Genomic DNA, 13,220 nt, shown 5'->3' on the forward strand with positions numbered 1-13,220 from the left:
AGGAGGACGCGATGCTGATCGGTGAGGTCTCGCGCCGCTGCGGCGTCAGCACCCGCATGCTGCGCCACTACGACACCCTGGGACTGGTGCGGCCCACCGGCCGCACCTCCGGCGGCTACCGCGAGTACACCACCGCCGACATCGCCCGCCTGTTCCACGTCGAATGCCTGCGCACCCTCGGACTGTCCCTGCACGACGCCAAACGAGCACTCGACGACCCCGAATTCGCGCCCGCCGACCTGGTCGGCGACCTCATCGACCACACCCGCGCCCGGATCGCCGCCGAACGCGAACTGCTGCACCGGCTCGAACGCGTCGACGCCGCCGCACCCGCGGATTGGTCGGACGTCACCGGCGTCGTCGCCCTGCTACGAGCCCTGGAATCGGATTCCGGTGCCGCCCGCCAGCAGGCCGTACTCACCCAGCACGGGGGCGCGCTGCCGGTCGCCGCGCTGGTCGAGGCCGCCCTGGCCGAGGACGACGCGAATGTCGCCGGCGCACTGCGCTGGTCGCTGGCCCGGGCCGGCGGCGCGGGCCTGGCCGGGCTGGCCGCCGGCCTCGACGCACCCGAACCCGAGATCCGCCGCCGGGCCGCCGGCGCGATCGCGGCCGTCCCCACCGCGGCCGCGACCGGCCTGCTGCGCACCGCACTCGCCGACAGCGACCCCACCGTGCGCGACCGCGCCGCCCTCGCGCTCGGAGCACGCCGCGACACCGCCGCCGTCGCGGCCCTGCTCGACATGATCGTCGCCGGCCGCGCCGACATCGAGGCCGCCGAAGCGCTCGGGGTGATCGCCGCCGGGCCGACCACCGCCGACTCGTCTACCACCGACATAGCTGCCACCGACATAGCTGCCGGTGACGTATCTGCCGCCGATTCCGGCGCCGAGATCGTCACCGAGCTACGCGCGACACTCACCGACACCGGCGACCCCGCGGTCCGCTTGCGAATCACACAGGCGCTCGCCGAGATTCCCGGCCCCGCCGCCCACCACGCGCTCACCGAACTCACCACCGACAGCGACCGAACCGTCGCGGCCACCGCCACCGCCATCATCGGCCGACGCGACCACTGACCCCGCACCACACGGTCACCGGCGCGACGGCCGGGCACGGAACACCACGCCGGGCTACTGGCTCGCCGACGCGGTGCAACCGGTCCGGTTCCCGGCCGCCGAACAGCAGTACCACCACGAAACACACTGTGCGGCAAGGAATTCAACCCTGCGGCTGGACTTCGGCCAGGTCGGTTCCGTCCGGCGTGGCCGACATCCCCCGGCGGCCTAGCGGCCCAGGGTGGCGAGATTGCGCCAGAAGTTCTCCAAACTGTCCGTCCCACCGAACAGGGTCGTGAAATTGGTGGAATCGGCCAGCACGATGTCACCGGCCCGGTCACCGGCCGGCGGCAGCCACACCAGCGTGTTGAACTCGGTGTTACCGGCCTCGGTGAACGGGTGCGGGCGCGACAGCTCCACCGGCTGGCGGGCCAGCACCCGCAGCGCGTCGCTCTCGGGAGCGGTCAGCTCGTAATGCGGCAGATGCGGATGGAAGTTGAACGTGGTCACATCCGTCAGCAGCCCGGCCGCGTCCAGATCACGGCGGCCGTTCAAGGGCGCGATCTCGTCGGTACCGGGGACGACCGCCGGACGCAGACCCCAGATGTTGTGCACCGGAACATCGAATGCCCGCATCAGCGACCGGGTGTACTGGCCGAACCGCTGCTGACGCGGCACCAACGGATCCCCGTGATGCAGGTACTCCATCTGGCGTTGCGCGTAATCGTCGGTGAACCCGACATCATGATGCGGGGCCAACAGCAGGCACGTGCCTTCGCGGCGCAGCCACGCCCGGATCGCCTCGATCTCCTCCGGTCCGGCCTCCTGCTCGGCCAGCAGATGGTCGAGACCGAACACCAGCAGGGTGTCGGTGTCGGCCAGGATCCGTTCGTCGATCGGCAGCCGATACCCGGCCTGGTCGATGCGCTGGAACACCGCCACCGGATGACCGGTCACCTGCCCGGCCAGCGCCTGGAACGACAGTGTCGAGCGGTGGAACAGTTCCAGCGTGCCCGCGATGCCCTGCAGGAAATGATCCGCCGCGTACTCGGGAGTCTCGTACGCCGGCCACGTCACATTCCGGACCTCGGTCATCGTGGAGAACCGGTTCTCCATCGCCGCCGGATCCCGTTGCGCCTCCCACGGATAACTCCACGTCCAGTAGATGCTGATCCGGCGGCCACCGGTGTGCGGGCGGGCCACATGGTTCTGGTTGTAGGTGCGTGCCGGTGTACCCATGATCGGGGCCCCTTCGCGAGGTCAGGTGTGCAGCGATGCCAGATACCGCAGCCCGGTCAGCCCGGGCAGGAAGAAATACGCGCCGCCGGTGACGGTGGTGAACGCCGGCAACCCCCGGTACACGGTGCGGATCGGGCGCTTGGGGACCGTGAAGTCCAGACTGCCGTCCTGGCTGCCGACGATCGGGTCGTGCTCGTTACCGAGCTCGTGGAAACTCTCGTCGTTGATCCACACGTTCTGCGCGAACTCGAACTGCCGCACCAGATTCGCGCAGATGATGAACGCCGCGATACCCCGGTCGGCGCCGTCGTCGGGTGCGTCGGCGGGCAGGGCCGGACCGTAGGTGGCGCCGCGGCGGATCATGCGGCGCCGGTTGATGTTCGCGGCGGTGTCGCGAGGGTTGAGGCGGCGAGCATGGGAGCCCAGCGGGCACGCGTACCCGAACGGATCCTGCTCCTTGTAGCCGAAGTCGTTGTTGCGCAACGGGTCCGCGCCCAGTTCGGGATCGTCACGGTCGGGGGACAGCACCAGCGGGGCGCCGCTGCGCCAGCGGCCCATGAACTTCGCCGCCAGCAACTCCTGCCCGTCCGGGGTGTCGGCGTGTGCGCGCAGGAAGTCACGGAACGCGCCGACATGCTCGCGCAACCGCCGGTACGCCAGATAACTCCCGTTGCGCGACAACACGTCCGGCTGCGGCAGCGGCGGTGCGGGACCGTCCTCGTCCGGGTAGCCGAGAATGAACTCGCCCGGCTCCAGCGGCGGCCCCGACCCCGGGGTCGGTTCCTCCCCGGAGCCTTTCATCACCGGTTGCGAGAGCCGGTCCCGGAACCCGAAATGGTCGTGGGCGTAGTCGAACGGCGGGGTCGCGTTCAGATCCAGATGCGACAGGCTGCGCACCCCGTCGGTGCGGGCCAGCAGCCGGTCGTGTTCGGTGATCGAGGCCCGGCACTGCTCGTCGGTGCGGGCGAACAGGATCGCGATCGCGTGCAGGTCCGGCCCGGCCAGCCCGCCGCCCCAGTGCGCGGGCGCGTTGTCGCCGGTGTCGCCGAGGATGTCGGCACGCGCGGCCATACCCTCCCGGAACGCGTCGGGAAAGCTCGCCAGCGCGTCCTCGGGCACCCCCAGCGCCCGCAGCCCGGTCCAGGTGAACGCCACCGTCACCCACCGGTCGGCGGCGTCCACGGTGGCACGCACATCGGCCGCGGACTGCACCCGGTCCAGCAGGGCGGTCAGCCACGCCCGCCCCCCGGCCGCGGTGTCGAAGGTGAGGAACTCGTAGCGGCCGGTGATGGCGGGGGTGCGGGTCAGCAGGATGTGCTGGATGTCGTCGAGTTCCAGCGTCATTGCATCTGGTCGAGCATGTCGGAGAACGCGGCCTTGAGCCGCAACGCCTTCTTGATCTCGTCGGCGGACACGTACGGGTATTCGCCGTACTCGAGGAAACTCGGGACGTGATGCTCGCGGACGAACTCGACGAACGCGGCCGGGTTCTCCTTCCAGTCCGCCGGGAAGCCCTCCAGGTTCGTGAACACCGTGTCGATGCCGGTGGCGCTGAACAGGGCGACCGCGTCCTCGGTGTACTTGTCGAAATCGGTGTCGAAGATGCCCTGATACTGGAAGTACAGGTCGTCGCCGATCGGGAACACCTGCCAGCGCAGATAGTGCAGTTTCAGCACCGCCAGCACGGTCGGATCCGCCGCGACCGCCTGCTCCAAGACTTTGCCGTGCTCGCGGATCGCGTCCTCGCGGCCCGGCTTCACCTTCGCGATGATCGAAAACCCGTAACAGGCAGGCGTTCTCGGGAAAATCGGGCCGAACCGGCCGCGTTCCAGTTCGAAATAGCCCCCCTTGGGGATGGCCAGCGCGGCGGGTTTGCTCCAGTCCTGATCGTCGGGCATCGGTGCTCCTCTGCTGTCGAGCCAAAGCCGCAAGACACCGACGCTATGCCCTGTGCACCCGATCCGCGAGACCGATTGCCCGGTGGTAGCCGAACGGAGACCACATCGCGATCCGCCGGAGCCTGCCGCGAACAGCCGCAGGCCCGCACGCTCGTCGTTCAGTTCCGGATCAGCGCGAAGATCACACCGGTGACCAGGGCGAGCACCAACGCCGCCACCCCGTAACCCAGCCGATGCCGGCGCAACACCGGCACGAACCGGTCCACCGCGATCGCGCCCGGCCCGGTCAACGCCAGCGCCGCCGCCGCCACGGTCAACAGCAGCTCGTACTCGTAACCGTTCGGGGCGAAGAACCCGCCGTCCCACTTCACCACGACCGCGTTGAGCATGTTGCCGACGATCGCGGCCGCCGCCAACGGCGTGAGCAGCCCGACGATCAGCGCCAGCCCGCCGAAGGTCTCGATCACCGCGGCCAGCGTCGCCATCGCCTTCGCCGCCGGATACCCCATGGCGGCGAACCCTGTGGCCGCGCCGTCGAGACCGTGACCGCCGAACCAGCCGAACAGTTTCTGGGTGCCGTGCACGGCCATGATGCCGCCGACGATCACCCGCAGCACCAGCACGCCCAGGTCGTGGGTGCGGGTGTCGGCTGCGGGGGAGGGAGCGAGCGTGGTCATGGGAAGCCTTTCGAGAGTGGCCGGGGGTCAGCCGATTTGGATGGAACGCTTGGACAGTCCGAGCCACTCGCCGTCGATGACACTGCGCTGGGTGCCCAGATCGTCCAGGCCCGCGCCCAAGGTGACGAACAGGGGCGCGAAGTGTTCGGTACGCGGATGCGCGAGGCGGGCGGCGGGCGCGGCGTGCTCGAAGTTCAACAGGCTGTCGAGGTCGCCGGCGTCCAGTGCGCGCGAACCCCAATCGTCGAACTCGGTGAGCGCCTGCGCGAGCCGCCGGTCGCCGGCGCGGATCGCGCGCAGATTGTGGGTGAAGAAGCCACTGCCGACGATGAGGACGCCCTCGTCGCGCAGCGGTGCGAGCCGCTGACCGAGCGCGGCCAGTTCGGCCGGGGCCAGCGTCGGCATCGACAGCTGCAGTACCGGGATGTCGGCGTCGGGATACATCTCGGCCAGCGGCACGTACGCGCCGTGGTCGAGTCCGCGCTCGGGTTCCTGCCGCACCGCGCCGTGCGGGCCGCCGAGCAGCGCCGCGACCTTCGCGGCCAGTTCCGGCGCGCCGGGCGCGGGGTAGGTGACCCGATAGTAGTGCGGTGCGAAGCCGCCGAAGTCGTAGACCAGCGGCACGGTCTCGGTGGCGCCGACCGTGATCGGGGCCGCTTCCCAGTGCGCGGAGATCATCAGGATCGCGGTCGGGCGCGGCAGGTCCGCCGACCAGGCGGCGAGCTGGCCGGGCCAGATCGGGTCGTCGGCCAGCGGTGGCGCGCCGTGGGACAGGTAGATCACCGGCATGCGGTCGGTGGTGGTCGCCATGCTGCCTCCAAACCTCGGACATGTTCGAATTCGAACTACTGCGACCGTAGCAGCCAGTTCGAATTCGAACAACAGGCGGGTAGGGTGAACCACGTGACACCACCGCAGTGGCTCGACGACGAGGAACAACGGGCCTGGCGCGCCTTCCTCACCGCGGCCGGACTCGTCAACCGCAGCCTCGACCAGCAACTGCGCGCCGACGCCGGCCTGTCCCACCTGCAATACGAAGTCCTCGTCCGGCTCTCCGAAGCACCCGGCGGCATGGTCCGCATGACCGAACTCGCCGCCGACCTCACCCACTCCAAGAGCGGACTCAGCTACCAGATCGGCCAACTCGTCGACGCCGGACTCGTCCGCCGCGAACCCTGCCCGACCGACGTCCGCGGCATCAACGCCGTCCTCACCGACGCCGGCCGGGAACGCCTCGCCGCCATCGCCCCCGGCCACGTCGCCAAAGCCCGCGAAATCCTCATCGACGTCCTCACCCCCGCCCAATTGACCGCGCTCGCAGACGGATTGGAAGAAGTCACCCGCCGACTACAGCAGTGAGCGGCAACCGCTCTCGAGATCCGCACCGCACGGCAACCACGCGCCGACAACCCGTCGGCCGACTCGAACCGCGCAGCCCGCCAGTCGAGTCCGCGCTGCTTGCCGATCGAGTCCGGCAGCTCGCCGGTCGAACTCGGCAGCCCGCCGGTCGAACTCGGCAGCCCGCCAGTCGAATCCGCCCGGCTCGCCGGTCAACGCCCCGCGAGTGCGGCGACCACCGGAGCGAACCGGTCCGCGGCAACCGCACCGAACACGAAATAGGAGAAGCCGATCTCCTCGCGCCGCCGCTGAATCTCCTCGATCGCCGCCGCCGGATCGTCCGGCAGCACCGTCATCGCGTCCGCCGCCCGCCACGCCGCCGCATCCGTCGCGGGTGACGCCATATACGGCGCCACCACATCGCCGACCACCGGCACCGCCAGCGCCAGTTCCGGACCTGCCTCGGTCCGGAACTCCCGCGCCAGCCGCGCCACCTCCGCGCGCGGCTGATCGCCCAGCGCCAACGTCACCGTGTCCGCGACCTCGGCCGCCAACGCACGCGCCTTCGGGCCGGAAACCGCCATCGCCACCGGCGTGTAGCGGTCGGGGCCGTCGAGCTCCCGCAACCGGTCCACGGTCTCCCGGATCCCCGCCAGCCGCGCACCCGGCCCGGGCACCTCCGGCTGCCCCTTGTCCCGCAACTCGTCCTCGATACCCGGCCGCCCCACACCGATACCCATCTCGAACCGGCCCTCGGTCAGCACCGACAGCGAATGCGCCTCCCACGCCGTCGACCACGCCGGACGCAACGGCGACGCGTACACCCACGTACCGACCCGCAACTCGGTCAGCGCCGCCACCGTGGCCAGCATCGCGGCGGGCGCCGGCTGCGTCAACGGAAAATCGGGCACCAGCAGCGTCGAATACCCGTTGTCGGCGATCCGGCGCGCCTGATCCCGCCAGGTCGCCACCTCGGTCATGAGCGGGGCAACGACCCCGAATCGAAACGGTCTGGTCACAGCTGCAACTCCTGTCGGTCGAACCCTTCGCACTACCGACGACGAACCGGCCCGAGACTCATCGGTGCCGCTCGTCTGCGGCAGCATGCGACGAGGGCCGCGGCGGCCTCCATTCGGGTCGCCCGAACCGGTCGCGGCCGACGCCTCGAGGCGTGCCCAGCATCACCGGCGGCAGCCGCACCGGCCCCGCTCAGCGGCGGAATCGGCGGATTTCCTCAGTCCTCGGCAGGTGAAAGAGCTGCTGACACCTTCACTACGGTTGCAGTAGAACATATTTCGCCTTCCAGTCGGCGGCAGGATCCCGTGGCGCCGACCCCATCCAGAAGAGGGCACTCCCGGTGCCTTGCAGTGAGACGCGGGAGCTGTTCGGCGGCTTCAGGGGGTAGTGCGACGTCGCCCGCGAGCGCGATCACCCAGACTTCCAGTGAACCAGCGGCCGATGCGGTGCTCCCCAGCCCAGGTGGCGGCTGGGGAGGCGATGGCGCAGGCGAACGAGTCCAGTCGTCGGGCTCACCGCCGCCGACAGGCGACCAGCCGGTGTGCGGGAGCCGGTCAATCTGTTTCGGGAAGCGTGCGGGGGAGTCCGAAGCGCGACAGAACATCGGCCGTGAAACAGGTGAGGGCGGAGATCCGGTCGCCGTCGGTGGTCACCACGTGCAGGCCGTACGCCCGGAAGATGCCGGTGTGCAGGTCCGCCAGGTACACCCCGAACGCGGGCCGGCCATTGGCGCGGGTGGGGACCACACGGTAGACCAGGCCGGGACGGAAGATCGCGGCAGCGAAAACACGCCGGGCCGCGTCGATTCCGTGGTACTCCAGCATGACCGGCGGCATGGACAGCCGCACATCCGCGGCCAGCAGTTCGATCAGCGCGTCCAGGTCGGCGCGTTCCAGCGCGTCGGCGAGCCGGGCGACGAGCCGCTGCTCGGCCGCGGAGTCGGCTCGCCGGGCCGGCCTGCCGGATCCGGCGAGGTGATCGTCGACCGTGGCGCGGGCCCGTTTGAGCGCGCTCTGCACCGAATCCTGGGTGGTGTCGAGCATCCCGGCCACCTCCGCGGCGGGGTAGCCCAGCACGTCACGGAGCACCAGCACGGCACGCTGGCGCGGCGGCAACAGTTGCAGGGCGGTGACGAACGCCAGCGAGACAGCCTCGGTGGTCTCGTAGCGGACCTCCGGTCCCGGTTCGACGAGACGGTCGAGCAGGACATCGGGGTAGGGGTCCAGCCAGGGCGGGTCCCCGGCACCCGACGGATCGGGCAGGACGGCCGCCGGCAACCGCGGTGCGATCCGCGGGCGACGACCCTCGGCCCGCACCATGTCCAGACACCGATTCGTCGCGATCTTGTACAACCAGGTCCGTAGCGACGACCGCTCGCCGAAGCCGGCCAGATTACGCCACGCCGACATCAGCGTCTCCTGCACCGCGTCCTCCGCGTCCTGCAACGATCCCAGAATGCGATAACAGTGCACCTGCAACTCGTGCGAGTGGCCGTGCACCAGATCGCGGAACGCGTCCTCGTCGCCGGCCCGCGCCCGCGCGATCAGCTCCGTTGTCTCCATCGGCATCCATCCTCGCCTTCCGTCCCGCCACCGGGCCCTGTCCGGCCCATGCACCTGTTGAGACGCCGGAGAGCCCGCCGATTGGTCGGTGTATTTCGCGTTGCCCGTTGACGTGCAGCCGATCGGCTGCCTAATCTGAATGGGTAGTCGATCGGCTGCCTATCGCCGAGGAGGGACCACCATGCCCGACATCCGTCATCGCGTCGGCGTGTACGCGCCACAGCAGCAGGTCTACGACACCGTGCGCACTCCCGAAGGGGTATCGAAATGGTGGATGCCCGCCCGCGGCGACGGCGAACACGCACTCGAATTCGGCGATCAGGACGAACCTGTCCTTACCACGCGGGTGACCGAACTCGTGCCGGGCAGGCGAGTGCGATGGGAATGCGTCACCGGCCCCGGCGAATGGGTCGGCACCACCATCACCTTCGATTTCTCTCCCGGACCGGCGGCAGGGGAGACCGTCGTCAACTTCACCCACGCGGATTGGCGTGAGCCGGTGGAATTCATGCACCACTGCTCCACCCGCTGGGGACAGTTCCTGTTCAGCCTGAAGAACGGACTCGAACACGGCGGCTGGCAGCCGGTCGCGGACATGCCGCGCGCCAGCAGCTGGAATTGACCGCCCTCGTGGACGACGTCTTCCGGGCCCTGGCCGATCCCACCCGCCGCGACCTGTTGGACCGTCTCAACGCCCGCAACGGCCAGACGCTACGGGAACTGTGCGCCGGCGCGGACATGGCCCGGCAGTCCGTCAGCAAGCACCTGGCGATCCTCGAGCACGCCGGCCTGATCACCGCGGTGCGACGCGGCCGAGAACGACTGCACTACCTCAACCCCGCGCCGATCAACGAGATCGCCGAACGCTGGATCGACCGCTACGACCGCGCCCGCGTCGAGGCGCTGGCCGATCTGAAACAAGCCCTGGAAGGGACCCCCGTGGACACGCGCGGCCGAGACGACTTCGTCTACACCACCTACATCCGCACCACCCCACAACAGCTGTGGCGGGCACTGACCGAACCCGCCTTCACCCGCCGGTACTGGGCCGGCTACACCTTCGAATCGGACTGGCGGCCGGGCTCGGCCATCACCGTCACCACCGGCGACGGCCGCATCGCCGACGACCCCGAACAGGTCGTCCTCGAATCCGACCCGTTCCGCCTGCTCGCCTACACCTGGCACCACACGACCACCTGCGACGGTGGAACAACCGAACCCCGATCCAAAGTCGCCTTCCACATCGAAGACCTCGGCGACCTCGTGAAACTCACCGTGATCCACGACGGCTTCCCGCCCGGCAGCAAAGTCCTCGACAGCATCAGCCGCGGCTGGCCCCGCGTCCTCGCCGACCTCAAAACCCTGCTCGAAACCGGTGACCTGATTGCCACCACCGGCACATAGCGACACCTGGCGCGCGAAATCTGTTGCACAACAACGTAATCTGCGAAGTTATGTAACGCCGATAATCGACATTATGACAAGTAAAGGGGATGTAGTACCCCGCTTCCCGGCATGACCAATGTCGCCTAGCCAGCTCGTGCAGTGCCAGGCAGCTGACCGGACGGAACGCCGGCGAACGCGCGGCGCACCGGGAAGCCCTCAGCTTCGTTAGCCCGTGAATGGTCGGGCTCTGCTGTGCTGAAGATGCCACTGTCGGTCGACCACGATCGCGCTACGTGGACTGCTGTGTCCGGCGCACAACGTCGGGCTGGGAAACTTTCGTGACGACCGGGAGCGTTTACTCGCTGCCGTCGATTATTCTTGCTGGGGTCGCCGCGAGGCAATCGATGTGATGTCCCGGACCGTCTTCGGTGACGCGTCGTATTGTGTCGTCGGCGCTCTGCGGTGGCCACTCTGGACGCCCCTCCTCCCCTTTGTGTTCCATTATTTCGTCACAGTGACGTTTTAAGGCGGGGTGAAGGGGCTCTGTGTCCACGTTCCTGAGGCACGGTAAGGAACGGAATCAGGCCGCCGTGGCGACTTGATCCGCGAGAAAAACTGGCGCGCTGATGATGGCCGCGCGCTGCATGGGTCGAGATTGTGCCGGACTCATGGAATCCGCCGCACAACCCCGCCCTTGCCGTGCCGCAGTTTCGGGACGCCGACACCGGAATGGATCGGCTGGCCGCTGAACGCCCCGAATCGCAATACGTTATGTCAGATAAGCGAGTTCGGTGAAGTGCCCGGCGCATTGCTGCCGGCTCCCCCGTCTCCCGATCGGATCACCGGGCCCTGTAGCCCGAAGGGCCGTGGCCACAAGCGCATCACAGGGGGTCCGGCATCTCCTCCAGCGCTGCCAGCTGCATGTGGATGTAGGCCGAGATACGGTGGCGGGCAGCCTTGGGCAGGCGGGCGATGTCGGCGGCCGGGAGCGGGTTGGCGCCCAGGGCGGGGACCTCGGGGGCCGAGTCGGATGCCAGCACGTCCAGGCGTGGCCGCTGTGCGGTCGGCCACGGGTCTTCGTACGGGCTGGTCGCGGCTGCTCCGGTGTGGATCATGGTGTGACGCTATATCTTTCAGACGGGCCGTTCCCGGTCGGAAACGGTCGGTGGGGGCGGATCTCCCTGGTGCTACGTGGCTGTCACCTCTTGTGCAGGATTCCGTGGATATCGCCGAATGGTCCGGTCATGCTGTAGTTCGCGGTGCCGTCGGTGCCGAGCTGGACGGTGGAGGGCTGCCCGTTGTCCATGCACGCGACTCCTCCGGTCAGGCGGGCCCGCAGGGTGACGGCGGTACCGGTGACGGCCGTGAGGGTCTCCGCGCGGCTGCACCTGTCGCCCATGGTCTGACCGGTGTTGCTGGAGGTGCCGAGCTCGTCGCCGACCTGGCCGGCGTGCAGGGTCAGCTCGATGTCGAAGGCGGCGAGACCGTCACTGGCGGTACCGGTCCATGTGCCGACATACGCGGCGGGCAGCGCCGCGCCCGGCGCCCCGGCGACCGTCGCGCCCGTGGTAGCCGCCACGACCACCGACGTGGTCGTCGTGGTCGCGGCACTCCCCCCGCCGCCGTGGTTGTAGGCCAACAGTGCGCTCAGCCCACCGGCGGCGGCGAGCGCGACGATCCCCGCACCGGCGGTCGCCAGCACCTTCCGGCGCGACCGGCGCGCCGTCACCGGGGCCGCGGGGGCCGGGCCGGGATGGTGTGCGGTGATCGCCGAGCGGTCGGTGTGCGGGTGCGCGGGGACCGGGAACGCCGGTGCCGCGGTCGGGAATCCCGGTGCCCCGGTGTTCTCCCAGGCCGGCGACTGCCGGGTCGCGGTCGGTTCGGGGGCGTCGACCGGATGCGATTCCAGGTCGAGCAGTTCGATGGCGCGGCGGCTGACCACCTCGAGGATCGGTCCGGGCAGCCAGCCCACGGTGTCGGTGGCCGGGAACCGGGCGGCCAGCTCCCCCGGCTCGGGCCGTTCGGCGGGTTCCTTGGCCAGGCAGGCCGCGATCATCGGGCGCAGGCCGGCGGGCACCGCGTCCAGGCGCGGTTCCTCCTGCACGACCCGCCACAGCATGGCCAGTGAATCGCCCTCCCCGAACGGGCCGGCTCCGGTGGCCGCGTAGGTGAGGACGCCGCCGAGGGCGAACACGTCACCGGCGGCGCCGACCGGTGCCGCGCCGGTGATCTGTTCGGGACACATGTATCCCGGTGAGCCGATGACGTCGCCGGTGGCGGTGAGCACGCTCTGGTCGGCGGCGCGCGCGATCCCGAAGTCGATGACGCGTGGCCCGTCGACGGTGATCAGCACATTGGACGGTTTCAGGTCGCGGTGGACGACCCCGGCGCGGTGGATGTCGGCCAGGGCGTGGGCCAGGGCGGCGGTGAGGGTGTGCAGCGCGGGCTCGGGCAGCGGCCCGTATTCGTCGACGGCGTCGCGCAGCGACAGTCCGGCGACGTAGCCGGTGGCCAGCCAGGGGGTGGGTGCGTCGACGTCGGCGTCGAGGACGGGCACGGTGTAGCGGCCGCCGACGCGGCGGGCGGCGTCGACCTCGCGGCGGAAGCGGGTCCGGAACTCGTTGTCGTGGGCCAGTTCCGCGCGGACGACCTTGACGGCGACGGTGCGGCCGCCGATGGTGCGGCCGAGGTAGACCTTGCCCATGCCGCCCGCGCCGAGGACGCCGAGGAGTCGATAGCGTCCGATGACGGTGGGGTCGTCGGGGGCCAGCGGGCGCATCTGGGTCGGTCCTTCCGTGCGGCGCGCGGGAGCGGGCCGTTGTGTCGATCCCACACGAGCGGACCGCCCGTGCGCAAGCCGAATGCCGGCGGGTGGCCCGCGGTGTGGTCGGCGCGGGCTCGGCGGGTGTGAACAGTGTTGTGCGGTGGGCGATTCGGTGCTGGTCGCAGTGTATGACACGCGGGTGGCGCATATGCGTCGTCGCGCCGTTCCGGTCGTGTGCGTGATCCGGGTAACACGGTGGGGGCGTAAAGGATTCGTATGGATCC

Annotated in this window: 13 protein-coding genes and 1 pseudogene; 5 read left to right on the forward strand and 9 right to left on the reverse strand. The window is 69.7% G+C overall.

Annotation, left to right across the window (positions count from 1 at the left end):
• Positions 1–11: 11 nt before the first annotated feature.
• Positions 12–1,076, forward strand: coding sequence for a MerR family transcriptional regulator (locus tag EBN03_RS08910; RefSeq protein ID WP_122187485.1), 1,065 nt, complete (start codon positions 12–14; stop codon positions 1,074–1,076).
• Between the two features lie 207 nt (positions 1,077–1,283).
• On the opposite strand, the gene EBN03_RS08915 is transcribed toward EBN03_RS08910, so the two are convergent.
• The 5 genes from EBN03_RS08915 to EBN03_RS08935 all read right to left on the reverse strand — a co-directional run bounded on the left by EBN03_RS08915 (position 1,284) and on the right by EBN03_RS08935 (position 5,679).
• Positions 1,284–2,294 carry a hypothetical protein gene (locus EBN03_RS08915; RefSeq protein ID WP_199742681.1) on the reverse strand — a complete coding sequence of 337 codons (1,011 nt, stop codon included), beginning with the start codon at positions 2,292–2,294 and terminating at the stop codon, positions 1,284–1,286.
• A 21-nt stretch (positions 2,295–2,315) separates the two neighbouring features.
• Positions 2,316–3,638: a Dyp-type peroxidase gene (locus tag EBN03_RS08920; protein ID WP_122187487.1), complete on the reverse strand. Its 1,323-nt coding sequence runs from the start codon at positions 3,636–3,638 to the stop codon at positions 2,316–2,318.
• Entirely contained in the window at positions 3,635–4,192 is a 558-nt protein-coding gene (locus EBN03_RS08925) for a hypothetical protein (protein ID WP_122187488.1), read from the reverse strand. The genes EBN03_RS08920 and EBN03_RS08925 overlap by 4 nt, the downstream gene beginning before the upstream one ends.
• A gap of 158 nt (positions 4,193–4,350) precedes the next feature.
• Positions 4,351–4,869 carry a DoxX family protein gene (locus EBN03_RS08930; protein WP_122187489.1) on the reverse strand — a complete coding sequence of 173 codons (519 nt, stop codon included), beginning with the start codon at positions 4,867–4,869 and terminating at the stop codon, positions 4,351–4,353.
• Between the two features lie 27 nt (positions 4,870–4,896).
• Entirely contained in the window at positions 4,897–5,679 is a 783-nt protein-coding gene (locus EBN03_RS08935) for a dioxygenase family protein (RefSeq protein WP_122187490.1), read from the reverse strand.
• Positions 5,680–5,772: 93 nt separating this feature from the next.
• Here EBN03_RS08935 and EBN03_RS08940 point away from each other — a divergent pair, with 93 nt between their 5' ends.
• On the forward strand, positions 5,773–6,228 hold the full coding sequence (locus tag EBN03_RS08940) for a MarR family winged helix-turn-helix transcriptional regulator (RefSeq protein ID WP_122187491.1): 456 nt from the start codon (positions 5,773–5,775) through the stop codon (positions 6,226–6,228).
• A gap of 191 nt (positions 6,229–6,419) precedes the next feature.
• Here EBN03_RS08940 and EBN03_RS08945 read toward each other — a convergent pair whose 3' ends face one another.
• Both EBN03_RS08945 and EBN03_RS08950 read right to left on the reverse strand, forming a co-directional pair.
• Positions 6,420–7,226: an LLM class flavin-dependent oxidoreductase gene (locus EBN03_RS08945; RefSeq protein WP_122187492.1), complete on the reverse strand. Its 807-nt coding sequence runs from the start codon at positions 7,224–7,226 to the stop codon at positions 6,420–6,422.
• 552 nt (positions 7,227–7,778) lie between these two features.
• Positions 7,779–8,786 carry an RNA polymerase subunit sigma-70 gene (locus tag EBN03_RS08950; RefSeq protein ID WP_199742682.1) on the reverse strand — a complete coding sequence of 336 codons (1,008 nt, stop codon included), beginning with the start codon at positions 8,784–8,786 and terminating at the stop codon, positions 7,779–7,781.
• Between the two features lie 181 nt (positions 8,787–8,967).
• Between EBN03_RS08950 and EBN03_RS08955 the strand changes: the two genes are divergently transcribed.
• The 3 genes and pseudogenes from EBN03_RS08955 to EBN03_RS35815 all read left to right on the forward strand — a co-directional run.
• Positions 8,968–9,408: an SRPBCC family protein gene (locus EBN03_RS08955; protein WP_122187494.1), complete on the forward strand. Its 441-nt coding sequence runs from the start codon at positions 8,968–8,970 to the stop codon at positions 9,406–9,408.
• 8 nt (positions 9,409–9,416) lie between these two features.
• Positions 9,417–10,190 (forward strand): ArsR/SmtB family transcription factor, encoded by a 774-nt coding sequence (locus EBN03_RS08960; protein WP_122187849.1) that lies wholly within the window; start codon positions 9,417–9,419, stop codon positions 10,188–10,190.
• A gap of 259 nt (positions 10,191–10,449) precedes the next feature.
• Positions 10,450–10,698 (forward strand): annotated as a pseudogene (locus EBN03_RS35815) (hypothetical protein); the annotation flags it as partial.
• A gap of 355 nt (positions 10,699–11,053) precedes the next feature.
• Here EBN03_RS35815 and EBN03_RS08965 read toward each other — a convergent pair.
• Both EBN03_RS08965 and EBN03_RS08970 read right to left on the reverse strand, forming a co-directional pair.
• Positions 11,054–11,287 carry a hypothetical protein gene (locus EBN03_RS08965; RefSeq protein ID WP_122187495.1) on the reverse strand — a complete coding sequence of 78 codons (234 nt, stop codon included), beginning with the start codon at positions 11,285–11,287 and terminating at the stop codon, positions 11,054–11,056.
• Between the two features lie 83 nt (positions 11,288–11,370).
• Complete coding sequence (locus tag EBN03_RS08970) at positions 11,371–12,951, reverse strand: serine/threonine-protein kinase (protein WP_122187496.1); 1,581 nt, start codon at positions 12,949–12,951, stop codon at positions 11,371–11,373.
• Positions 12,952–13,220: the final 269 nt, after the last annotated feature.

This window comes from Nocardia stercoris (assembly GCF_003696265.1).
In the GTDB taxonomy this organism is placed as follows: Bacteria; Actinomycetota; Actinomycetes; order Mycobacteriales; family Mycobacteriaceae; genus Nocardia; species Nocardia stercoris.

Coding starts and splice junctions, on each gene's coding strand:
- EBN03_RS08910 (WP_122187485.1), top strand. CDS start 12: ATGCTGATCGGTGAGGTCTCGCGCCGCTGCGGCGTCAGCACCCGCATG.
- EBN03_RS08915 (WP_199742681.1), bottom strand. CDS start 2,294: ATGGGTACACCGGCACGCACCTACAACCAGAACCATGTGGCCCGCCCG.
- EBN03_RS08920 (WP_122187487.1), bottom strand. CDS start 3,638: ATGACGCTGGAACTCGACGACATCCAGCACATCCTGCTGACCCGCACC.
- EBN03_RS08925 (WP_122187488.1), bottom strand. CDS start 4,192: ATGCCCGACGATCAGGACTGGAGCAAACCCGCCGCGCTGGCCATCCCC.
- EBN03_RS08930 (WP_122187489.1), bottom strand. CDS start 4,869: ATGACCACGCTCGCTCCCTCCCCCGCAGCCGACACCCGCACCCACGAC.
- EBN03_RS08935 (WP_122187490.1), bottom strand. CDS start 5,679: ATGGCGACCACCACCGACCGCATGCCGGTGATCTACCTGTCCCACGGC.
- EBN03_RS08950 (WP_199742682.1), bottom strand. CDS start 8,786: ATGGAGACAACGGAGCTGATCGCGCGGGCGCGGGCCGGCGACGAGGAC.
- EBN03_RS08955 (WP_122187494.1), top strand. CDS start 8,968: ATGCCCGACATCCGTCATCGCGTCGGCGTGTACGCGCCACAGCAGCAG.
- EBN03_RS08965 (WP_122187495.1), bottom strand. CDS start 11,287: ATGATCCACACCGGAGCAGCCGCGACCAGCCCGTACGAAGACCCGTGG.
- EBN03_RS08970 (WP_122187496.1), bottom strand. CDS start 12,951: ATGCGCCCGCTGGCCCCCGACGACCCCACCGTCATCGGACGCTATCGA.